Origin of the sequence: Amycolatopsis sp. 2-15 (genome assembly GCF_030285625.1) — a bacterium.
GTDB lineage: Bacteria > Actinomycetota > Actinomycetes > Mycobacteriales > Pseudonocardiaceae > Amycolatopsis > Amycolatopsis carbonis.
Map to the genome: position 1 here is coordinate 842,804 of NZ_CP127294.1, position 17,692 is coordinate 860,495.

The 17,692-nt window shown below is 67.6% G+C and carries 31 protein-coding genes; all 31 read right to left on the minus strand.

What is annotated here, in order from left to right; all coding sequences use genetic code 11:
• Positions 1–9: 9 nt before the first annotated feature.
• A complete protein-coding gene (locus QRX50_RS04065; RefSeq protein WP_285970649.1) occupies positions 10–684 on the minus strand; it encodes an alpha/beta fold hydrolase in 675 nt (224 codons plus the stop codon).
• Positions 685–805: 121 nt separating this feature from the next.
• Positions 806–1,444, minus strand: coding sequence for a class I SAM-dependent methyltransferase (locus tag QRX50_RS04070; protein ID WP_285970650.1), 639 nt, complete (start codon positions 1,442–1,444; stop codon positions 806–808).
• 11 nt (positions 1,445–1,455) lie between these two features.
• Positions 1,456–2,292: a tRNA pseudouridine(38-40) synthase TruA gene (gene truA, locus QRX50_RS04075; RefSeq protein WP_285974355.1), complete on the minus strand. Its 837-nt coding sequence runs from the start codon at positions 2,290–2,292 to the stop codon at positions 1,456–1,458.
• 73 nt (positions 2,293–2,365) lie between these two features.
• Complete coding sequence (gene rplQ, locus QRX50_RS04080) at positions 2,366–2,932, minus strand: 50S ribosomal protein L17 (RefSeq protein ID WP_285970651.1); 567 nt, start codon at positions 2,930–2,932, stop codon at positions 2,366–2,368.
• A 43-nt stretch (positions 2,933–2,975) separates the two neighbouring features.
• On the minus strand, positions 2,976–4,049 hold the full coding sequence (locus QRX50_RS04085; RefSeq protein ID WP_285970652.1) for a DNA-directed RNA polymerase subunit alpha: 1,074 nt from the start codon (positions 4,047–4,049) through the stop codon (positions 2,976–2,978).
• Positions 4,050–4,167: 118 nt separating this feature from the next.
• Complete coding sequence (gene rpsD, locus QRX50_RS04090) at positions 4,168–4,773, minus strand: 30S ribosomal protein S4 (RefSeq protein ID WP_285970653.1); 606 nt, start codon at positions 4,771–4,773, stop codon at positions 4,168–4,170.
• A 23-nt stretch (positions 4,774–4,796) separates the two neighbouring features.
• Positions 4,797–5,204, minus strand: coding sequence for a 30S ribosomal protein S11 (gene rpsK / locus QRX50_RS04095; protein WP_004558885.1), 408 nt, complete (start codon positions 5,202–5,204; stop codon positions 4,797–4,799).
• Between the two features lie 18 nt (positions 5,205–5,222).
• Positions 5,223–5,408: a hypothetical protein gene (locus QRX50_RS04100; RefSeq protein ID WP_285970654.1), complete on the minus strand. Its 186-nt coding sequence runs from the start codon at positions 5,406–5,408 to the stop codon at positions 5,223–5,225.
• The gene (rpsM, locus tag QRX50_RS04105; protein WP_285970655.1) at positions 5,405–5,785 is read right to left on the minus strand and encodes a 30S ribosomal protein S13; all 381 of its coding nucleotides are present in this window, start codon (positions 5,783–5,785) and stop codon (positions 5,405–5,407) included. The genes QRX50_RS04100 and rpsM overlap by 4 nt, the downstream gene beginning before the upstream one ends.
• A 204-nt stretch (positions 5,786–5,989) precedes the next feature.
• The gene (gene rpmJ / locus QRX50_RS04110) at positions 5,990–6,103 is read right to left on the minus strand and encodes a 50S ribosomal protein L36 (protein WP_004558882.1); all 114 of its coding nucleotides are present in this window, start codon (positions 6,101–6,103) and stop codon (positions 5,990–5,992) included.
• 37 nt (positions 6,104–6,140) lie between these two features.
• Positions 6,141–6,362 (minus strand): translation initiation factor IF-1, encoded by a 222-nt coding sequence (gene infA, locus QRX50_RS04115; RefSeq protein ID WP_004558881.1) that lies wholly within the window; start codon positions 6,360–6,362, stop codon positions 6,141–6,143.
• 319 nt (positions 6,363–6,681) lie between these two features.
• Complete coding sequence (gene map / locus QRX50_RS04120) at positions 6,682–7,458, minus strand: type I methionyl aminopeptidase (protein ID WP_285970656.1); 777 nt, start codon at positions 7,456–7,458, stop codon at positions 6,682–6,684.
• A gap of 44 nt (positions 7,459–7,502) precedes the next feature.
• Positions 7,503–8,057: an adenylate kinase gene (locus QRX50_RS04125; RefSeq protein ID WP_285970657.1), complete on the minus strand. Its 555-nt coding sequence runs from the start codon at positions 8,055–8,057 to the stop codon at positions 7,503–7,505.
• Positions 8,054–9,361: a preprotein translocase subunit SecY gene (gene secY / locus QRX50_RS04130; RefSeq protein ID WP_285974356.1), complete on the minus strand. Its 1,308-nt coding sequence runs from the start codon at positions 9,359–9,361 to the stop codon at positions 8,054–8,056. The genes QRX50_RS04125 and secY overlap by 4 nt, the downstream gene beginning before the upstream one ends.
• Before the next feature lie 649 nt (positions 9,362–10,010).
• The gene (gene rplO / locus QRX50_RS04135; protein ID WP_285970658.1) at positions 10,011–10,457 is read right to left on the minus strand and encodes a 50S ribosomal protein L15; all 447 of its coding nucleotides are present in this window, start codon (positions 10,455–10,457) and stop codon (positions 10,011–10,013) included.
• On the minus strand, positions 10,454–10,639 hold the full coding sequence (rpmD, locus tag QRX50_RS04140; RefSeq protein WP_020643215.1) for a 50S ribosomal protein L30: 186 nt from the start codon (positions 10,637–10,639) through the stop codon (positions 10,454–10,456). Before rpmD ends, rplO begins: the two co-directional genes overlap by 4 nt.
• 1 nt (position 10,640) lies before the next feature.
• A complete protein-coding gene (rpsE, locus tag QRX50_RS04145; RefSeq protein WP_155548876.1) occupies positions 10,641–11,288 on the minus strand; it encodes a 30S ribosomal protein S5 in 648 nt (215 codons plus the stop codon).
• Between the two features lie 31 nt (positions 11,289–11,319).
• Positions 11,320–11,727, minus strand: coding sequence for a 50S ribosomal protein L18 (gene rplR / locus QRX50_RS04150; RefSeq protein ID WP_285970659.1), 408 nt, complete (start codon positions 11,725–11,727; stop codon positions 11,320–11,322).
• Positions 11,724–12,263, minus strand: coding sequence for a 50S ribosomal protein L6 (gene rplF / locus QRX50_RS04155; RefSeq protein WP_285970660.1), 540 nt, complete (start codon positions 12,261–12,263; stop codon positions 11,724–11,726). The genes rplR and rplF overlap by 4 nt, the downstream gene beginning before the upstream one ends.
• Before the next feature lie 16 nt (positions 12,264–12,279).
• Entirely contained in the window at positions 12,280–12,678 is a 399-nt protein-coding gene (gene rpsH / locus QRX50_RS04160; RefSeq protein ID WP_220246088.1) for a 30S ribosomal protein S8, read from the minus strand.
• Between the two features lie 110 nt (positions 12,679–12,788).
• The gene (locus QRX50_RS04165; RefSeq protein ID WP_220246087.1) at positions 12,789–12,974 is read right to left on the minus strand and encodes a type Z 30S ribosomal protein S14; all 186 of its coding nucleotides are present in this window, start codon (positions 12,972–12,974) and stop codon (positions 12,789–12,791) included.
• 4 nt (positions 12,975–12,978) lie between these two features.
• On the minus strand, positions 12,979–13,542 hold the full coding sequence (rplE, locus tag QRX50_RS04170; RefSeq protein WP_285970661.1) for a 50S ribosomal protein L5: 564 nt from the start codon (positions 13,540–13,542) through the stop codon (positions 12,979–12,981).
• A gap of 1 nt (position 13,543) precedes the next feature.
• The gene (gene rplX / locus QRX50_RS04175) at positions 13,544–13,858 is read right to left on the minus strand and encodes a 50S ribosomal protein L24 (RefSeq protein WP_204091700.1); all 315 of its coding nucleotides are present in this window, start codon (positions 13,856–13,858) and stop codon (positions 13,544–13,546) included.
• Between the two features lie 3 nt (positions 13,859–13,861).
• Positions 13,862–14,230, minus strand: coding sequence for a 50S ribosomal protein L14 (gene rplN / locus QRX50_RS04180; protein ID WP_004558867.1), 369 nt, complete (start codon positions 14,228–14,230; stop codon positions 13,862–13,864).
• A gap of 73 nt (positions 14,231–14,303) precedes the next feature.
• The gene (rpsQ, locus tag QRX50_RS04185) at positions 14,304–14,582 is read right to left on the minus strand and encodes a 30S ribosomal protein S17 (RefSeq protein WP_220246085.1); all 279 of its coding nucleotides are present in this window, start codon (positions 14,580–14,582) and stop codon (positions 14,304–14,306) included.
• A complete protein-coding gene (rpmC, locus tag QRX50_RS04190) occupies positions 14,579–14,824 on the minus strand; it encodes a 50S ribosomal protein L29 (RefSeq protein ID WP_220246084.1) in 246 nt (81 codons plus the stop codon). The genes rpsQ and rpmC overlap by 4 nt, the downstream gene beginning before the upstream one ends.
• Positions 14,824–15,243 carry a 50S ribosomal protein L16 gene (gene rplP, locus QRX50_RS04195; RefSeq protein ID WP_091618501.1) on the minus strand — a complete coding sequence of 140 codons (420 nt, stop codon included), beginning with the start codon at positions 15,241–15,243 and terminating at the stop codon, positions 14,824–14,826. The genes rpmC and rplP overlap by 1 nt, the downstream gene beginning before the upstream one ends.
• Before the next feature lie 3 nt (positions 15,244–15,246).
• Complete coding sequence (rpsC, locus tag QRX50_RS04200) at positions 15,247–16,101, minus strand: 30S ribosomal protein S3 (RefSeq protein WP_285970662.1); 855 nt, start codon at positions 16,099–16,101, stop codon at positions 15,247–15,249.
• Positions 16,101–16,520 (minus strand): 50S ribosomal protein L22, encoded by a 420-nt coding sequence (rplV, locus tag QRX50_RS04205; RefSeq protein ID WP_220246082.1) that lies wholly within the window; start codon positions 16,518–16,520, stop codon positions 16,101–16,103. Before rplV ends, rpsC begins: the two co-directional genes overlap by 1 nt.
• A gap of 31 nt (positions 16,521–16,551) precedes the next feature.
• Positions 16,552–16,833 carry a 30S ribosomal protein S19 gene (gene rpsS / locus QRX50_RS04210; RefSeq protein WP_153035997.1) on the minus strand — a complete coding sequence of 94 codons (282 nt, stop codon included), beginning with the start codon at positions 16,831–16,833 and terminating at the stop codon, positions 16,552–16,554.
• An 18-nt stretch (positions 16,834–16,851) separates the two neighbouring features.
• Positions 16,852–17,688 carry a 50S ribosomal protein L2 gene (gene rplB / locus QRX50_RS04215; RefSeq protein ID WP_285970663.1) on the minus strand — a complete coding sequence of 279 codons (837 nt, stop codon included), beginning with the start codon at positions 17,686–17,688 and terminating at the stop codon, positions 16,852–16,854.
• Positions 17,689–17,692: the final 4 nt, after the last annotated feature.

Genomic DNA, 17,692 nt, shown 5'->3' on the forward strand with positions numbered 1-17,692 from the left:
TCACTGTTTTCAGATCAGGAGCTCGGCGACGGCGCCCGGGGCCTCCCGCATCGCATTGTGGGCGGTGGGGAGGTCATGGACGCGCCAGCCCGGATCGGCTTGGAGCCGCGCGCGGAGTCCGGCGAAGGGAGTGCGGTCTTCCCAGCCTGAGCAGTACACGAAATCGCGCCGGGGCACCCGATCGACGACGCCGGTGAGCCGGATCGTTTGCACCAGGGAGGCGAGGGGGTGCGGACGGCGGCGGGGATCGCCGCCGTGCGGGCCGCGGGACGGCGGCCGGACGGCGCGGCCCGTGTCAGCCGCACCGGCCACGAACGACTGCCGGTACGCCTCGGTGGTCAACGACCAGCACGACTCGCCGTCGCGCGGAACGTACGCGTCGAGGTGAACCAGACGGGAGACACGGCCGCCCGCGCGGTCTGCGGCGGCCGAGATCACCATCCCGCCGTAGCTGTGGCCGACCAGCGTCGCGTCGGTGATCCGCGCGCGATCCAGGAGGCTCACGACGTCGTCGGCGTGGGTGTCGAGGTTGGCGCTCGCAACCGTCGCATCGTCATCGTTGGGCCGCAGTCCCGTGAGGGTCAGGGCGTGGACGGTGTGACCGGCCCGCTCCAGCAGCGGGATGACCGACTCGAACGCCCAGGAACCGTGCCACGCACCGGGCACGAGGACGAACGTCGCCATGGCAAATCTCCTTCTCGGCTCGCGATGGAGGACCACACCAGGTCATCACGCCCACGGCGTGGCTCACCACCGATACGCCGCCCCTTGATGCCGGTTCGCCGCCATCGGCCGTGCGCTACAGCTAGCGGCGGGCCAGCAGGTGCGCGTCGAGGAAACCCCGCTCGGATCGCGGGTCGTGGACGAGGCGGGCGGACTCGGCGAGGCCGGCGGTGGTGAGCAGGTCGGCGAAGTGGTCCACCGGCCAGCTGTAGGCGGGCGCGACCTTGTGGTCGAAGCGGACCGGCTCCGGGGCGTCGGTCGCGAAGAATGAGACCAGCGCCAGGCCGCCGGGGGCCAGGACGCGCGTCAGCTCGGCGAGCAGCGCGGGCAGTTCCGGCGGCGGGGTGTGGATCAGCGAGTAGTGGGCCACCACACCGCCGAGGGAGCCGTCCTCGAGCGGCAGGGCTTCCGTGCGCGCCTCGTCGAAGCGCAGGGCCGGGAAGGACTTCCGGGCGTGCTCGACCATGCCCGGCGAAAGGTCGAGGCCGCGGGCGGCCAGGCCCCGGTCGGCCAGAAACGCGGTGATGTGCCCGGGGCCGCAGCCGATGTCGGCCACCTGCGAATTCTCCGTCGCGGCTACCAGGTCGGCGAACGTGCGGACCATGGTCCGAGTGAACGGCATCGTCTCCAGCTGCCGGTCGGCGAAGAGCGACGCGTACAGCTCGACGACGCCGTCGTAGGCCGCCCTGGTCTGGTCCTGGTGCTCTGCCGTGTCTCCCACGCGGAGAGAAGCTACAGGTCCTCGGCGGAGCGGACGTTGCGCGTCTGCTCGGCGCGCGCGGCGAGTTCCGCGTCCGGCGGGTAGTCCACGGCGGTGAGCGTGAGGCCGTGGGCCGGGGCGACGGCGCTGTCCCGCGTGCCGCTGGAAAGGACCTCGGCGGGCCAGGAGCGGGAGCGGCGGCCGTCGCCGACCATCAGCAGCACGCCGACGAGGCTGCGGACCATGGAGTGGCAGAAGGCGTCGGCGGACACCCGGACTTCCAGCAGGTGCTCGTCGAGCCGGGTCCACTCCAGCTGCTGCAGCTCGCGGATCGTGGTGCCGCCCTCGCGCTGCTTGCAGTAAGCGGCGAAGTCCTGCAGGCCCAGCAGGTCCGCGGCGGCCTCGTTCATGGCGTCCGTCGACAGTGGCCGACCCCAGGCGAGGGTTTCGTTGCGGCGCAGCGGATCGACGCCCCACGGCGCATCCGAGACGCGGTAGCGGTAGTGGCGGCGGATGGCCGAGAAGCGGGCATCGAAGCCCGCCGGGGCGATACGGGCACCCAGCACGCGCACGTCGGCGGGCATCAGCTTGTTCCAGCGGCCCGTCATGCGCGTCAGGTCCGGGATGCCGTGCGCGTCAACCGGCACACGGCCGGGAGCGCTCGGCTCCAGTGGGACGACGTCGACGTGCACGACCTGACCCGTCGCGTGCACTCCGGCGTCCGTGCGGCCGGCGACGACCACGGACTTCGGCACGGACGCGCCCGGTGGCTGACGCTGCAGGGCCGCTTCCAGCTCGGCCTGCACCGTGCGCCGGCCCGGCTGACGAGCCCAGCCCGAGAAGTCCGTGCCGTCGTAGGAGACGTCCAGACGCAGACGAACGAGCCCGCCCTCCCCGGAGGGAGTGGCGGGCTCGTCCGGTGTCGACTGTGCCGTCAGGACTTCAGTCCTTCTTGGCGTCCGCGTCGTCGGCGGCAGCCTCGTCCGCAGCGACCTCAGCGGTCTCGGCGGTCTCCTCGGCCGGAGCCTCGGTGGCGGCCTCTTCGGCGACGGCTTCGTCAGCAGTGGTCTCTTCGACCACGGCGGTCTCAGCCGGCTTCTCGTCCTTCGCGAACTTCGTGTTGCGAGCCCGCTCGGCTTCCGACGTCACGGTCTTCTCCGCGACCAGTTCGATGACGGCCATGGCGGCGTTGTCGCCCTTGCGCGGCATCGTCTTGGTGATGCGGGTGTAACCGCCGGCGCGCTCCGCGAAGTGCGGACCGATCTCGGCGAAGAGCTTGTGCACGACGTCCTTGTCACGCACGACCTTCTGCACCTGGCGACGGTTGTGCAGGTCGCCCCGCTTCGCCTTGGTGATCAGCTTCTCGGCCAGCGGGCGCACCCGGCGGGCCTTCGCCTCGGTCGTGGTGATCTTGCCGTGCTCGAACAGCTGCGTGGCCAGGTTGGCCAGGATCAGCCGCTCGTGCGCGGACGACCCGCCGAGCCGGGCTCCCTTGGTAGGGGTGGGCATTGGTTCTCCTAGTTCAGCTGCACAGCTCCAGGCCTACGCGGCCTTACAGCTGCTCCGTCTCTGCGTAGTCCTGGCCATCGTCGTGGCCCTCGTCCGAAATCCCGCCACCGATGCCGGCGACGCTTCCCGACCAGCCCTCACCGTCGTAGCTGGAGGCAGCCGCGGTCGGGTCGAACCCGGGCGGGCTGTCCTTGAGCGCCAGGCCGAGACCGACCAGCTTCAGCTTGACCTCGTCGATCGACTTCGCACCGAAGTTGCGGATGTCGAGCAGGTCCGCCTCGCTGCGCGAGACGAGCTCGCCCACCGTGTGGATGCCTTCGCGCTTCAGGCAGTTGTACGACCGGACGGTGAGGTCCAGGTCCTCGATCGGCATCGCGTAGGCGGCGATGGTGTCCGCTTCCTGCGGCGACGGGCCGATCTCGATGCCCTCGGCGTCGACGTTCAGCTCGCGAGCGAGACCGAACAGCTCCACCAGCGTCTTGCCCGCCGAGGCGACCGCGTCGCGCGGCGTGATCGACGGCTTGGTCTCGACGTCCAGGATCAGCTTGTCGAAGTCGGTGCGCTGCTCGACGCGAGTGGCCTCGACCTTGTACGTCACCTTCAGCACCGGCGAGTAGATCGAGTCGACCGGGATGCGGCCGATCTCGGCGCCGGCCTGCTTGTTCTGCAGGGCCGGAACGTAACCGCGGCCGCGCTCGACGACGAGCTCGATCTCGAGCTTGCCCTTGCCGTTCAGGGCCGCGATGTGAAGGTCCGGGTTGTGCACGGTGACGCCGGCCGGGGGCACGATGTCGGCAGCCGTGACCTCACCGGGGCCCTGCTTGCGCAGGTACATGGTGACCGGCTCGTCCTCTTCCGAGGACACCACGAGCTCCTTGAGGTTCAGGATGATGTCGGTGACGTCTTCCTTCACCCCCGGAACGGTGGTGAACTCGTGCAGCACGCCGTCGATGCGGATGCTCGTCACGGCCGCGCCCGGAATGGACGACAGCAGCGTGCGCCGCAGCGAGTTGCCGAGCGTGTAGCCGAAGCCGGGCTCCAGCGGTTCGATGGTGAACCGGGAGCGGGTCTCGTTGACCGTCTCTTCGCCGAGAGCCGGCCGCTGGGAAATCAGCATTTTTCCTAATTCCTTTCCAGACGACGCCCGCCATATGACGTCGAAGGGATGGCGCGGCGGCGGCGCACCTGTTGCGCCGCCGCCCATATCCGGACCAGGCACGAGGCCTGGGCACGGATTACTTCGAGTAGAGCTCGACGATCAGCTGTTCCTGGACCGGAACGTCGATCTGCGCGCGCTCCGGCAGCTGGTGGACCAGCACGCGGAGGTTGGACTGGACGACCTGCAGCCACGCCGGGATGGGGCGCTCGCCGAAGGACTCCTTCGCCACCACGAAGGGCAGCATCGCGAACGACTTCGGCCGCACGTCGATGATGTCCCACTTGGAGACCTGGAAGGACGGGACGTTGACCTTGACGCCGTTGACCAGGAAGTGGCCGTGGCTCACCAGCTGACGCGCCTGACGGCGGGTGCGGGCGATGCCGGCGCGGTAGATCACGTTGTCCAGCCGGGACTCGAGGATCTGCAGCAGGTTCTCACCGGTCTTACCCGGACGCCGCACGGCTTCCTTGTAGTACCGGACGAACTGGCGCTCGAGAACGCCGTAGGTGTAGCGAGCCTTCTGCTTCTCCTGCGACTGCAGGAGGTACTCGGACTCCTTGATGCGCCCGCGGCCGTGCTGGCCCGGCGGGTAGGGGCGACGCTCGAAAGCCTGGTCGCCGCCGATGAGGTCAACCTTGAGGCGACGCGAAATACGCGTCGCGGGGCCGGTGTAACGAGCCATTTCTTCTTACTCCTCCCCGTTCCTCAGACCCGGCGCCGCTTGGGCGGGCGGCAGCCGTTGTGAGGCTGCGGGGTCACGTCCTGGATGGTGCCGACCTCGAGACCGGCGGCCTGCAGCGAGCGGATCGCCGTCTCGCGGCCCGAACCCGGGCCCTTCACGAAGACGTCGACCTTCTTCATGCCGTGCTCGGCAGCCTTGCGGGCAGCGTTCTCGGCGGCCATCTGCGCGGCGAACGGGGTGGACTTACGCGAGCCCTTGAAGCCCACGTGACCACTCGACGCCCACGCGATCACGGCGCCCGTGGGGTCCGTGATCGAGACGATGGTGTTGTTGAACGTGCTCTTGATGTGCGCGTGACCGTGCGCGACGTTCTTCTTTTCCTTGCGGCGGACCTTCTTGGCCCCCGCCGCAGTACGAGACTTCGGTGGCATGTTCTGAGGGTTCTCCTGTTAGCGCGCGTTCTCTTGGTGAGCGGCAACCGCTTCGGCCTGACCGCGTCGGATGATCGATCCGGCGTCGGTGTACAGGTTCCGCAGCGCCATCGGGCGGGCGTAGAGCGCCTTGGGCGAGACACAAGCCGTGCCGCGACGGTTCCCGCCGCCCATCTGCACGACCTTCTTGCCCTTGACGCTCACTTCTTGCCAGCCTTCTTCTTGCCGGCGACCGTCTTCTTCGGACCCTTGCGGGTGCGGGCGTTGGTCTTGGTCCGCTGACCGCGGACGGGCAGACCACGACGCCAGCGCAGGCCCTGGTAGGTGCCGATCTCGATCTTGCGACGGATGTCGGCGTTCACCTCGCGACGCAGGTCACCCTCGACCTTGAAGTGCTCGTCGATGTAGTCACGAAGCTTGATGAGGTCCTCATCGCTGAGGTCCTTCACGCGGGTGTCCGCGTTGAGCTCGGCAGCAACGATCATCTGCTTCGAGCGCGTACGGCCGATGCCGTAGATGTAGGTCAGCGCGATCTCCAACCGCTTTTCGCGGGGGAGGTCTACGCCAGCGAGTCGTGCCATGGGCGCTGTAGCTCCTTCTTCGATTTCGTCTTCAGGTCTTCTCCCCGTCCGGTTCCGGAACCGACTCGCCTGTCGTGCCCGCGGCTTGCGCTGCGGGTGTCCCGGCCCCGGCCTGAAGTCCGGGGGTGAACCGGACCGCTCACGCGGCCCGGCAGGTGCGGGGAGGGTGTGTAGCCGTCAATCCACTCTGCTGGAGTGCGGTGCTCAGCCCTGACGCTGCTTGTGACGCAGGTTCTCGCAGATCACCATGATCCGGCCGTGGCGGCGGATCACCTTGCACTTGTCGCAGATCTTCTTGACGCTCGGCTGGACCTTCACGTCTCCGACTCTCCTGCTTCTTCTCAGCTCTTCGTGATCACTTGTAGCGGTAGACGATGCGACCACGAGACAAGTCGTAGGGCGAAAGCTCCACGACGACCCTGTCCTCGGGCAGGATGCGGATGTAGTGCTGCCGCATCTTGCCGCTGATGTGGGCAAGAACTTTGTGGCCGTTCTCCAACTCGACGCGGAACATCGCGTTGGGGAGCGGCTCGACCACGCGGCCTTCGACCTCGATGGCCCCGTCTTTCTTAGCCATGTCCTCCGCAATCCCTGAATGCACGCTTGATGCACACAGCGTGATCGGTTTGAGCTCGAGTCCCTTGCTTACTGGGGTGCTGCTCCGGCACACTCCACCCCGACTCCGAGTGTTCGCGAGAGTTCACGAGCGCGCAGGAACCGGCGCGATGAGTACGCCGACTTGACAGTGTACGCAACTCGTGTCGCGACCCCCAAACGGGGGGTAACTGTGCTACAAGCCGACGGTGGGGCGCCAGGGTTCCAGTATGCCTGAAAACGAGCCGACCTGCGAGAATCGCCTGGTCAGGTGAACATTGCCGGCGGGGTGAGCGGCGGTGTCAGTCCTGCTCGGGCGCGGTGAGCACCCAGGGACCGTCCTCGGTGATGGCGACGGTGTGCTCCCAGTGCGAGGCGCGGGAGCCGTCGGCCGTGACCACGGTCCAGCCGTCCTCGAGCTCCACGGTCTCGCCGCCGCCGCCGGTGAGCATGGGCTCGATCGCGAGCGCCATGCCGACCTTGAGCCGCGGGCCCTTGCCGGGCTTGCCGACGTTCGGCAGGAACGGGTCCATGTGCATCTGGCGGCCGATGCCGTGGCCGCCGTACTCGAGGATCATCCCGTACTCGACGCCGTTGTCGCGGCCCGCGTTCTCGGCCGCCGTCTGCACCGCGAACGAGATGTCGGTCAGCCGGCCGCCCGCGCGCACGGCCTCGATGCCGGCCCACATGGACTTCTCCGTGGCCGCGGACAGCGCGAGGTCCTTCTCGCTGACGGCGCCGATCGCGAGTGTCACGGCGGAGTCGCCGTGCCAGCCGTCGAGGATGGCGCCGCAGTCGACCGAGATCAGGTCACCGTCGGCCAGCACCTGCCGGCTCGACGGGATGCCGTGGACGATCTGTTCGTTCACCGACGCGCAGATCGACGCGGGGAAACCGTGGTAGCCCTTGAAGGACGGCACGGCCCCCGCGTCGCGGATCGTCTGCTCGGCCAGCTCGTCGAGCTCGGCGGTGCTGACACCCACCTGCGCACGCTCGCGCACGGCGGCCAGCGTCCTCGCGACGACCAGCCCGGCCGCCCGCATCGCCTGCAGCTCGCCTGACGTCTTGACCTCGATCATGCGCCCACGGCGGAGCACTTGCAGAACACGCAACCCTCCGAGATTCACGTGCGGTCGCGCAGCGCTTCCAGCACGCGGTCCGAGATCTCCTGCACATCGCCCACGCCGTCGACAGCCACCAGGATATCGGCGTAGTACTCCAGCAGCGGAGCCGTCTCGGACCAGTAGATCTGCTGGCGGCGGCGGATGACCTCTTCGGTGTCGTCGGCGCGACCACGGGCCATCAGCCGGGACACGACCACGTCCTCGGGCACCTGCAGCTGGATCACCGACTCGAGCGCGCAGTCGGCTTCCTTCAGCATCTCGCCGAGGACCTCGGCCTGCTTCGTGTTGCGGGGGAAGCCGTCGAGCAGGAAGCCGGCCTTCGCGTCGGGCTCGGCGAGCCGCTCGCGGACCATCTCGTTGGTCACCGAGTCGGGGACGAGCTCACCCGAGTCGAGGTAGCGCTTGGCCTCCTGGCCGAGCGGCGTCTCCTGACCGACGTGCGCGCGGAACAGGTCGCCCGTCGAGATGTGCGGAACCCGCAGCTGCTCCGACAGGGCCACCGCCTGCGTACCTTTACCCGCGCCGGGCGGGCCGACGAGAACCACTCGCGTCACTTCAAGAACCCTTCGTAGTTGCGCTGCATCAGCTGGCTTTCGATCTGCTTCACGGTGTCGAGCCCGACACCCACCATGATCAGCACAGCCGTGCCACCGAACGGGAAGTTCTGATTGTTCCCGCTGCCGGTGAGGGACAGGAAGAAGTTCGGGAGGATCGCGATGATGCCCAGGTACAGCGAGCCCGGCAGGGTGATCCGGCCGAGGACGTAGCTCAGGTATTCGGCGGTGGGACGGCCCGGGCGGATACCCGGGATGAAGCCACCGAACTTCTTCATCTCGTCCGCACGCTCGTCGACGTTGAACGTGATCGTGATGTAGAAGTACGTGAAGAAGATGATCAACGCGAAGTACAGCAGGATGTGCACCCAGCTGCTCTGGTTGACCAGGTAGTTCTGGATGAAGGACTGCCAGCCGGAGTTGCTGTTCGGATCGCCGATGAGCTGGCTGAGCAGCTGCGGCAGGTACAGCAGCGACGACGCGAAGATGACCGGGATGACACCGGCCTGGTTCACCTTGATCGGCAGGTACGTCGACGTGCCGCCGTACATCCGGCGGCCGATCATGCGCTTGGCGTACTGCACCGGGATCCGGCGCTGCCCCTGCTCCACGAAGATGACGCTCGCGATGATCACCAAACCGAAGATGACGATCATGACCAGGGCGATGCCGCCGCCGTTGCTCAGGATGTTGGCGCCCTCGGTGGGGATGCGGGCCGCGATGTTCAGGAAGATCAGGACGGACATGCCGTTGCCGACGCCGCGCTCGGTGATGAGCTCACCCAGCCACATCATGACCGCGGTGCCCGCGGTCATCGTGCAGACGATCAGGGCCAGCGAGTAGACGCTGTTGTCCGGGATGATCTGCTGCTGGCAGCCCTGGAACAGGGTGCCGCGGTCGGCCAGCGCGACAACGCCGGTGGCCTGCAGGATCGCCAGGGCGATCGTGAGGTACCGGGTGTACTGCGTGAGCTTGTTCTGGCCGGCCTGGCCTTCCTTCTTCAGCTCTTCGAACCGCGGGATCACCACGGTCAGCAGCTGGATGATGATGCTCGCCGTGATGTACGGCATGATGCCGGTCGAGAACAGCGACAGCTGGAGCAGCGCACCACCGCTGAACAGGTTCAGCAGCTGGTAGACGCCCTGCTGGTCGGCCTGAGAGCTACAGGCCTGCACGGCGGAGAACGAGATCCCCGGGGCCGGGATGGCGGCACCGATCCGGTAGACCGCGACGATGGCTAGCGTGAACAGGATCTTCTTGCGTAGATCCGGCGTCGCGAGAGCCGAGCGGAAGGCGCTGAGCACGCGGGGGACCTCCTCGGCGTCGTCGGCTGTCCTACCGACGATCGGCTTGGCCGGCACGAGGCCGGCGGGAACACAGCTCACTGGCAGGCAAGCCAGGAACGCCTCAGGGCACACTGGTCCCGAAGCGTGTGGCCGACTCTAACAGCTTCACAGGGGGCGTCCGCAGCGCGTGTGCGTTTTCCGTCTCAGTCGGTCCCGAGAGGTCTGGGGCGATGCCGCAGGTTGGACCGTTCGCAGGCGAAATGATCACCTGTTCGGCCCCGGTCTTCAGTCGTGTCCCGATGGCCGCTACACGGTGGACGCACGGGCAAGGTGGGGGTTGCTCCGTTGCGGGGCAACGGATCCCCGGCTTGGGTACCGCGCCGGATGTTGATCGACTTTGGGTCGCGCAGGACGGTTGTCCACAACTCGGCTCGCCTGTGGACAGTTGCAGCGGCCGGCCGACTTTGTCGGTGCTCTCCGATGGAATGGGACCGGGGACGCCCCCTGGGAGGGCGGGGGTTTGTCTCCGCCGTGGGGGTGTGGAGCAAGAGCCCGTCCGTGGGCGCGCAGCGGATGCAAGCCCTCGGGGCCACCCGGCAGAAACGACTCGGGCCCACCCAGCTGTGCGCTGGATGGGCCCGAGTCGTTGTCAGGTACTGCGATTGCCTCAGTTGGCGGTGGCGGAACCACCGGCAGCTTCGAGCTTCTCCTTGGCAGAGCCGGAGAAACCGTCCGCGGTGACGTCCAGCTTCACGCCGTTGACGTCGCCGTTGCCGAGGACCTTCACGAGGCTGCCCTTGCGGACGAGACCGCCCGCGACGAGCTCCTCGACGCCGATCTTGCCGCCGTCCGGGAACACGCGGGCGATGTCGCCCACGTTCACCGGCTGGTACTCGGTGCGGAAGCGGTTCTTGAAGCCACGCAGCTTCGGCAGCCGCATGTGGATGGGCATCTGCCCACCCTCGAAGCCGGCGGGCACGTTCTTGCGGGCCTTGGTGCCCTTCGTACCGCGACCGGCGGTCTTGCCCTTGGAACCTTCACCACGACCGACGCGCATCTTCTCGCGCTTCGAGCCCGGAGCCGGGCGCAGGTGGTGGATCTTGATGGCCGTCATGCCTGGACCTCCTCGACCTCCACCAGGTGGCGGACGGTGTGGATCAGGCCGCGCACCTGGGGGGTGTCTTCACGCACGACGCTCTGGCGGATCTTGCGCAGCCCGAGGGTGCGCAGCGACTCGCGGTGAGCGTGCTTCGTGCCGATCTTGCTCTTGACCTGGGTGACCTTGAGCTGAGTCATGTCAGACCCCCTGGCCCGCGCGCTGGCGCAGCATCCGGGCCGGAGCGACGTCCTCGAGCGGGAGACCGCGGCGGGCCGCGACCTCTTCGGGACGCTGCAGACCCTTCAGAGCCGCAACGGTCGCGTGCACGATGTTGATCGCGTTGTCGGAGCCGAGCGACTTCGACAGCACGTCGTGGACACCGGCGCACTCCAGCACCGCGCGCACCGGGCCACCGGCGATGACACCGGTACCGGCCGAAGCCGGACGCAGCAGCACGACACCGGCGGCTTCCTCACCCTGGATCGGGTGGGGAATCGTGCCGCCGACGCGAGGCACGCGGAAGAAGTTCTTCTTCGCTTCCTCGACGCCCTTGGCGATGGCCGCGGGAACTTCCTTGGCCTTGCCGTAGCCGACGCCGACCTGGCCGTCACCGTCGCCGACGACGACGAGGGCGGTGAAGCTGAAGCGACGACCACCCTTCACGACCTTCGCGACGCGGTTGATCGTCACGACCTTCTCGAGGTGCGGGGTCTTGTCCTGGCCGGCCCCGCCACGGCCGCTGTCGCGCCGGTCCCGGCCGCCACCGCGACGGTCATTGCGGTCGTTGCCGCCCTGACCGCCGGGTCCGCCCTGGCCGCCGCCGAATTGCCGCGTACGTCCCGGCATCAGGCATTCCTTCCATTAACGAGCATCTGCATCAGAACTCCAACCCCGCCTCACGGGCGGCGTCGGCGAGCGCGGCGATGCGGCCGTGGTAGGCGTTGCCGCCACGGTCGAACACCACAGCCGAGATCCCGGCCGCCTTGGCGCGCGAGGCGACGAGTTCGCCGACCTTCGCGGCCTTGGCCTTCTTGTCGCCGTCGGCCGCGCGGACGTCCGCCTCGAGGGTGGACGCCGACACCAGGGTGTGGCCGGCGAGGTCGTCGATCACCTGCACGGCGATGTGCCGCGAGGAACGCTTGACGACCAGCCGCGGACGAACCGGCGTGCCACTGACCTTCTTGCGCAGGCGGAAGTGCCGACGGGCCTTCGCGACGCGGCGGCGGGTCGAGATGTCCTTGCCGACCGGCTTGCGCTTCGTCGTAGTCGTGTCGCTCATGATCACTTACCCGTCTTTCCGACCTTGCGGCGGATCTTCTCACCCTCGTAGCGCAGGCCCTTGCCCTTGTACGGGTCGGGACGGCGCAGCTTGCGGATGACCGCGGCGATCTGGCCGACCTTCTGCTTGTCGATGCCCGACACCGAGAACCGCGTGGGGGTCTCCACCTTGAAGGTGATGCCCTCCGGGGCTTCGATCTTCACCGGGTGGCTGTAGCCGAGGGCGAACTCGAGGTCCGAGCCCTTGGCCTGCACGCGGTAACCGACGCCGTGGATTTCCATCTTCTTCTCGTAGCCCTGGGTCACACCCACCACGAGGTTGTTCACCAGTGTACGGGTGAGACCGTGCAGGGCACGGCTCGTGCGCTCGTCGTCCGGACGCTTCACCAGCAGAGCGCCTTCGTCACCGCGCTCGACGACGATGGGCTCCGCGATGGTGTGCTCCAGGGTGCCCTTGGGCCCCTTGACCTGAATGTGCTGACCGTTGATGGTCACCTCGACCCCGGAAGGGACGGCGACCGGCAGCTTTCCGATGCGTGACATGTCTGTGCCCCCTTCCTTACCAGACGTAGGCGAGGACTTCGCCGCCCACGTTGTTGCGCTTGGCCTGACGGTCGGTCTGCAGGCCACCGGACGTCGAGATGATCGCGACGCCGAGGCCACCCAGCACGGACGGCAGTTCGGTCGATTTTGCGTACACCCGCAGACCCGGCTTGGACACGCGCCGGAGGCCGGCGATGCTGCGCTCACGGTTGGGGCCGTACTTCAGCTCCACGATGAGGTTCTTGTGCTTCTCGCCCGGCTCGTCGCGGTAGCCCGCGATGTAGCCCTCGCGCTTGAGGATCTCGGCGATGTTCGCCTTGATCTTCGAGTGGGGAAGCACGACCTCGTCGTGGTACGCCGAGTTCGCGTTACGCAGACGCGTCAAGAAGTCTGCGATGGGGTCGGTCATCGTCATGGTGACCTGTCAACCTTTCTCGCCTGGTTCCCCGCCCTGTCTGGGTCCGGGTATCCCGGAGAACTCAGTGGGCGGGGCCTGTGGCGAACTGGGAAATAGTTTCGAGCCTCTTACCAGCTGGACTTGCGGACACCGGGCAGCTCGCCCGCGTGTGCCATCTCCCGGAGACAGATCCGGCAGAGCCCGAACTTGCGGTACACCGAGTGCGGCCGACCACAACGGTTGCAGCGGGTGTAACCCCGCACGGCGAACTTCGGCTTCTTGGCGGCCTTGTGGACCAGCGCTTTCTTGGCCATCGGCTCAGTTCTCCTTGAACGGGAAACCGAGCTTGCGCAGCAGCGCCCGGCCCTCGTCGTCGGTGGTGGCGGTGGTGACGACCGTGACGTCCATGCCGCGCGGACGGTCGATGGCGTCGGGGTCGATCTCGTGGAACATCGACTGCTCGTTGAGACCGAACGTGTAGTTGCCGTTGCCGTCGAACTGCTTGCCGGACAGACCGCGGAAGTCGCGGATACGGGGCAGCGCGATGGTGAGCAGCCGGTCCAGGAACTCCCACATCCGGTCGCCGCGCAGCGTCACGCGCGCACCGATCGGCTGGCCCTCACGCAGCTTGAACTGCGCGATGGACTTGCGGGCCTTGCGGACCTCCGGCTTCTGGCCGGTGATCAGCGACAGGTCGCGGACAGCACCCTCGATGAGCTTGCTGTCGCGGGCCGCGTCGCCCACACCCATGTTCACGACGACCTTCACGACGCCGGGAATCTGGTGCACGTTGGGGATGGAGAACTCCTTCTGGAGCTCGCCCTTGATCTCTTCGCGGTACCGGGTCTTCAGACGCGGCGCGATCTTCTCTGCGGTGGTCATGTCAGATGTCCTTGCCGTTCCGGCGCGAGACCCGGACCTTCTTGCCGTCCTCGCCGATGCGGTAGCCCACGCGGGTCGGCTTGCCGTCCGAATCCACGACCATCACGTTCGACACGTGGATGGGCGCTTCCTGGGTCACGATGCCCCCGGACTGCGCGCCACGCTGGGTCTGGGTGATCCGGGTGTGCTTCTTGATCCGGTTCACGCCTTCGACCAGCACGCGGTCCCGCTCCGGGTAGGCCTGGATGACCTTGCCCTTGGCGCCCTTGTCCTTGCCGGCGATGACGACGACCGTGTCGCCCTTCTTCACCTTCATGGCTTACAACACCTCCGGCGCGAGCGAAATGATCTTCATGAACTTTCGGTCGCGCAGCTCGCGGCCCACCGGGCCGAAGATGCGGGTGCCACGGGGCTCGTTGTCGTTCTTGATGAGCACAGCGGCGTTCTCGTCGAAGCGGATGTAGGAACCGTCCGGACGCCGGCGTTCCTTCACCGTGCGGACGATGACCGCCTTGACGACGTCGCCCTTCTTCACCCCGGCAGCCGGGATGGCGTCCTTAACGGTGGCGACGATGATGTCGCCGATACCCGCGTAGCGCCGCCCGGAGCCACCGAGAACACGGATGCAAAGGATCTCCTTCGCACCGGTGTTGTCGGCAACCCGAAGCCGCGACTCCTGCTGGATCACGTCAACTCCTGTATGTCGCGCTGGTTCTCGCTCGCGCGAGCCTTGCGGAACCAAGGACTCCGAAGAGCCCTGCTTACTTGGCCTTCTCCACGACCTGCACGAGGCGCCAGCGCTTCGTCGCCGACAGCGGCCGGGTCTCCATCAGGGTGACCCGGTCGCCCACGCCCGCCTCGTTGTTCTCGTCGTGCACCTTGACCTTGGTGGTGCTGCGCAGAACCTTCGAGTAGCGCGGGTGCTTCTTGCGGTCCTCGAGCTCGACCACGATCGTCTTGTCCATCTTGTCCGAGACGACGTAGCCCTCGCGCACCTTGCGATAGTTGCGCGCGAGCTTCTCGGTGGTGGGCTCGCTCATGCGGCACCTTCACTCTCGCTGTCGGGGGCCACGGACAGGCCGAGCTCGCGCTCACGCATGACCGTGTAGATCCGCGCGATGTCCGTGCGGACGGTGCGCAGCCGACGGTTGTTGTCCAGCTGCCCGGTCGCCATCTGGAAGCGGAGGTTGAAGAGCTCCTCCTTGTATTCCTTCAGACGCAGCACGAGCTCTTCCGCGGTGAGCTCACGAAGCTCCGAAGCCTGGGCGGCGCCGTTGGCCATCAGAACTCACCACCTTCACGGGTCACGATGCGGCACTTCATGGGCAGCTTGTGGATCGCGCGACGGAGGGCCTCACGGGCCGTCTCCTCGTTCGGGAAGCTGATCTCGAACATCACGCGACCCGGCTTCACGTTGGCGATCCACCACTCGGGCGAACCCTTACCGGAACCCATGCGGGTTTCGGCCGGCTTCTTCGTCAGCGGGCGGTCCGGGTAGATCGTCGTCCACACCTTGCCGCCACGCTTGATGTGACGGGTCATGGCGATACGAGCGGACTCGATCTGCCGGTTAGTCACGTAGCTGTGCTCAAGCGCCTGGATGCCGAACTCGCCGAAGCTGACCTTCGTACCGCCCTTGGCGGCGCCGTGGCGCTTCGGGGAGTGCTGCTTCCGGTGCTTGACCCTGCGCGGGATGAGCACGTCTCAGCCCTCCGTCTTTTCTGCGGTCTCGGCAGCCGGGGCCGCTTCGGTCGCCACGGGTGCCACGTCTTCGGTCTTCGCGGCGGCGGCGGCACGGCCGGCTTCGGTCGAGGTGGCCGTCGTGCCCGAGGCGCCGGAGCGGCGCGGACGGGACGGACGGTCGCCACGGTCGCGGCGCGGGGCCCGCTCGGCAGCCGCGGCGGCGTCGCGCGCCTCGCGGGCCTTGAGGCCACCGACCAGCTCACCCTTGTAGATCCACACCTTCACGCCGATGCGACCGAACGTCGTCTTGGCCTCGAAGAAGCCGTAGTCGATGTCGGCGCGCAGCGTGTGCAGCGGGACGCGGCCGTCGCGGTAGTGCTCGGAGCGGGACATCTCGGCACCGCCGAGACGACCGCCGCACTGCACGCGAATGCCCTTGACCTGCGGCGAGCGCATGGAGGTCTGGATCGCCTTGCGCATCGCGCGGCGGAACGCCACGCGGTTGCTCAGCTGCTCCGCGACACCCTGCGCAACGAGCTGGGCGTCGGACTCGGGGTTCTTGACCTCGAGGATGTTCAGCTGGACCTGCTTGGCGGTCAGCTTCTCCAGCGCGCCACGGATCCGGTCGGCCTCCGCGCCGCGACGGCCGATGACGATGCCCGGCCGGGCGGTGTGGATGTCGACGCGGACGCGGTCACGGGTGCGCTCGATCTCGACCTTGGAGATGCCGGCGCGCTCCATGCCCGTGGACAGCAGCTTGCGGATCTTCACGTCCTCGGCCACGTACTCCGAGTACTGCTTGTCGGCGTACCAGCGCGACTTCCAGTCCGTGGTGATACCCAGGCGGAAGCCGTGCGGGTTGATCTTCTGGCCCACTACCGGCCACCTGCCTTCTTCTTGCTCTGAGCCTTCTTCACGTCGGCCTTCGGACGCGACTCCACCTCGACGGTGATGTGGCTCGTCCGCTTGCGGATCCGGTACGCGCGGCCCTGGGCCCGCGGGCGGATGCGCTTGAGGGTCGGGCCCTCGTCGGCGTACGCGTTCTTGACCCAGAGCGTCTCCGGGTCCAGCTGAAGGTTGTTCTCGGCGTTGGCCACAGCGCTGGCAAGCACCTTCGCGACCGGCTCGCTGGCCGCCTGCGGGGCGAACCGGAGCACGGCCAAGGCGTCGGCGGCGCTACGTCCCTTGATGAGCTCGATCACCCGGCGCACCTTGGTCGGCGAGTCCCGGACGAAGCGAGCCCGCGCGTAAGCCGTAGGCAGAGCCTCGACCGTCGCGTCGTTCTGGGCGTTCATCGCTACTTCCCTTGTCTTGTTTCGTGCCCGCTCAGCGGCGGCGCGACTTGCGGTCGTCCTTGATGTGACCCTTGAAGGTCCGCGTCGGGGCGAACTCGCCCAGCTTGTGACCCACCATGGCCTCGGTGACGAACACCGGGACGTGCTTGCGGCCGTCGTGCACGGCGATCGTGTGACCCAGGAAATCCGGGATGATCGTCGAGCGACGCGACCAGGTCTTGATCACGGTCTTCTTGTTGGCCTCGTTGAGCGCGTCCACCTTCTTGAGCAGGTGGTCGTCCACGAAGGGCCCCTTCTTAAGGCTGCGTGGCATGTTCTTCTACCTCCCTGCTCAGCGCTTGTTCTTGCCGGTACGCCGGCGGCGGACGATCATGGCGTCGCTCGCCTTGCGGCGGCGGGTGCGACCCTCGGGCTTACCGTTCGGGTTGACCGGGTGGCGACCACCGGAGGTCTTGCCCTCACCACCACCGTGCGGGTGGTCGACCGGGTTCATGACGACACCACGGACGGTGGGGCGCTTGCCGCGCCAGCGGTTACGACCCGCCTTGCCCCAGTTGATGTTGGCGTGCTCGGAGTTGCCCACCTCGCCGACGGTCGCGCGGTTGCGCACGTCGACGTTGCGGATCTCGCCCGAGGGCAGCCGGAGCTGGGCGTAAGGCCCGTCCTTGGCCACCAGCTGCACCTTGGCGCCGGCGGAGCGCGCCATCTTCGCGCCGCCACCGGGGCGGAGCTCGATCGCGTGGACCACGGTGCCGACCGGGATGTTGCGCAGCGGCAGGTTGTTGCCGGGCTTGATGTCGGCGCGCGGGCCGTTCTCGACGGTGTCGCCCTGCTTCAGCTTCTCCGGCGCGATGATGTAGCGCTTCTCGCCGTCGGCGTAGTGCAGCAGCGCGATACGCGCGGTGCGGTTGGGGTCGTACTCGATGTGCGCGACCTTGGCCGGCACGCCGTCCTTGTCGTTACGACGGAAGTCGATGACGCGGTAGGCGCGCTTGTGGCCACCACCCTTGTGCCGGGTGGTGATCTTGCCCGACGAGTTACGACCGCCCGAACCGCTCAGCGGACGCAGCAGCGACTTCTCCGGCGTGGAGCGCGTGATCTCGGCGAAGTCCGAGACGCTCGAACCGCGACGACCCGGGGTCGTCGGCTTGTACTTGCGGATGCCCATTGTC

Bases quoted from the DNA above. Each gene is read 5' to 3' on its own strand.
- rpmD (WP_020643215.1), bottom strand. From the start codon at position 10,639: ATGACTCAGCTCAAGGTCACCCAGGTCAAGAGCAAGATCGGCACGAAG.
- QRX50_RS04065 (WP_285970649.1), bottom strand. From the start codon at position 684: ATGGCGACGTTCGTCCTCGTGCCCGGTGCGTGGCACGGTTCCTGGGCG.
- rpsE (WP_155548876.1), bottom strand. From the start codon at position 11,288: ATGCCGGGACGTACGCGGCAATTCGGCGGCGGCCAGGGCGGACCCGGC.
- rplE (WP_285970661.1), bottom strand. From the start codon at position 13,542: ATGACCACCGCAGAGAAGATCGCGCCGCGTCTGAAGACCCGGTACCGC.
- rpsQ (WP_220246085.1), bottom strand. From the start codon at position 14,582: ATGAGCGAGCCCACCACCGAGAAGCTCGCGCGCAACTATCGCAAGGTG.
- rplB (WP_285970663.1), bottom strand. From the start codon at position 17,688: ATGGGCATCCGCAAGTACAAGCCGACGACCCCGGGTCGTCGCGGTTCG.
- QRX50_RS04165 (WP_220246087.1), bottom strand. From the start codon at position 12,974: ATGGCCAAGAAAGCGCTGGTCCACAAGGCCGCCAAGAAGCCGAAGTTC.
- rpsH (WP_220246088.1), bottom strand. From the start codon at position 12,678: ATGACGATGACCGACCCCATCGCAGACTTCTTGACGCGTCTGCGTAAC.
- rplO (WP_285970658.1), bottom strand. From the start codon at position 10,457: ATGACGGCCATCAAGATCCACCACCTGCGCCCGGCTCCGGGCTCGAAG.
- rpsS (WP_153035997.1), bottom strand. From the start codon at position 16,833: ATGCCACGCAGCCTTAAGAAGGGGCCCTTCGTGGACGACCACCTGCTC.
- rpsM (WP_285970655.1), bottom strand. From the start codon at position 5,785: ATGGCACGACTCGCTGGCGTAGACCTCCCCCGCGAAAAGCGGTTGGAG.
- rplX (WP_204091700.1), bottom strand. From the start codon at position 13,858: ATGAAGGTGAAGAAGGGCGACACGGTCGTCGTCATCGCCGGCAAGGAC.
- map (WP_285970656.1), bottom strand. From the start codon at position 7,458: ATGATCGAGGTCAAGACGTCAGGCGAGCTGCAGGCGATGCGGGCGGCC.
- rplF (WP_285970660.1), bottom strand. From the start codon at position 12,263: ATGTCACGCATCGGAAAGCTGCCGGTCGCCGTCCCTTCCGGGGTCGAG.
- rplQ (WP_285970651.1), bottom strand. From the start codon at position 2,932: ATGCCCACCCCTACCAAGGGAGCCCGGCTCGGCGGGTCGTCCGCGCAC.
- rpsK (WP_004558885.1), bottom strand. From the start codon at position 5,204: ATGCCACCGAAGTCTCGTACTGCGGCGGGGGCCAAGAAGGTCCGCCGC.
- QRX50_RS04085 (WP_285970652.1), bottom strand. From the start codon at position 4,049: ATGCTGATTTCCCAGCGGCCGGCTCTCGGCGAAGAGACGGTCAACGAG.
- rpsD (WP_285970653.1), bottom strand. From the start codon at position 4,773: ATGGCTCGTTACACCGGCCCCGCGACGCGTATTTCGCGTCGCCTCAAG.
- rpmC (WP_220246084.1), bottom strand. From the start codon at position 14,824: ATGGCCAACGGCGCCGCCCAGGCTTCGGAGCTTCGTGAGCTCACCGCG.
- infA (WP_004558881.1), bottom strand. From the start codon at position 6,362: ATGGCTAAGAAAGACGGGGCCATCGAGGTCGAAGGCCGCGTGGTCGAG.
- rplV (WP_220246082.1), bottom strand. From the start codon at position 16,520: ATGAACGCCCAGAACGACGCGACGGTCGAGGCTCTGCCTACGGCTTAC.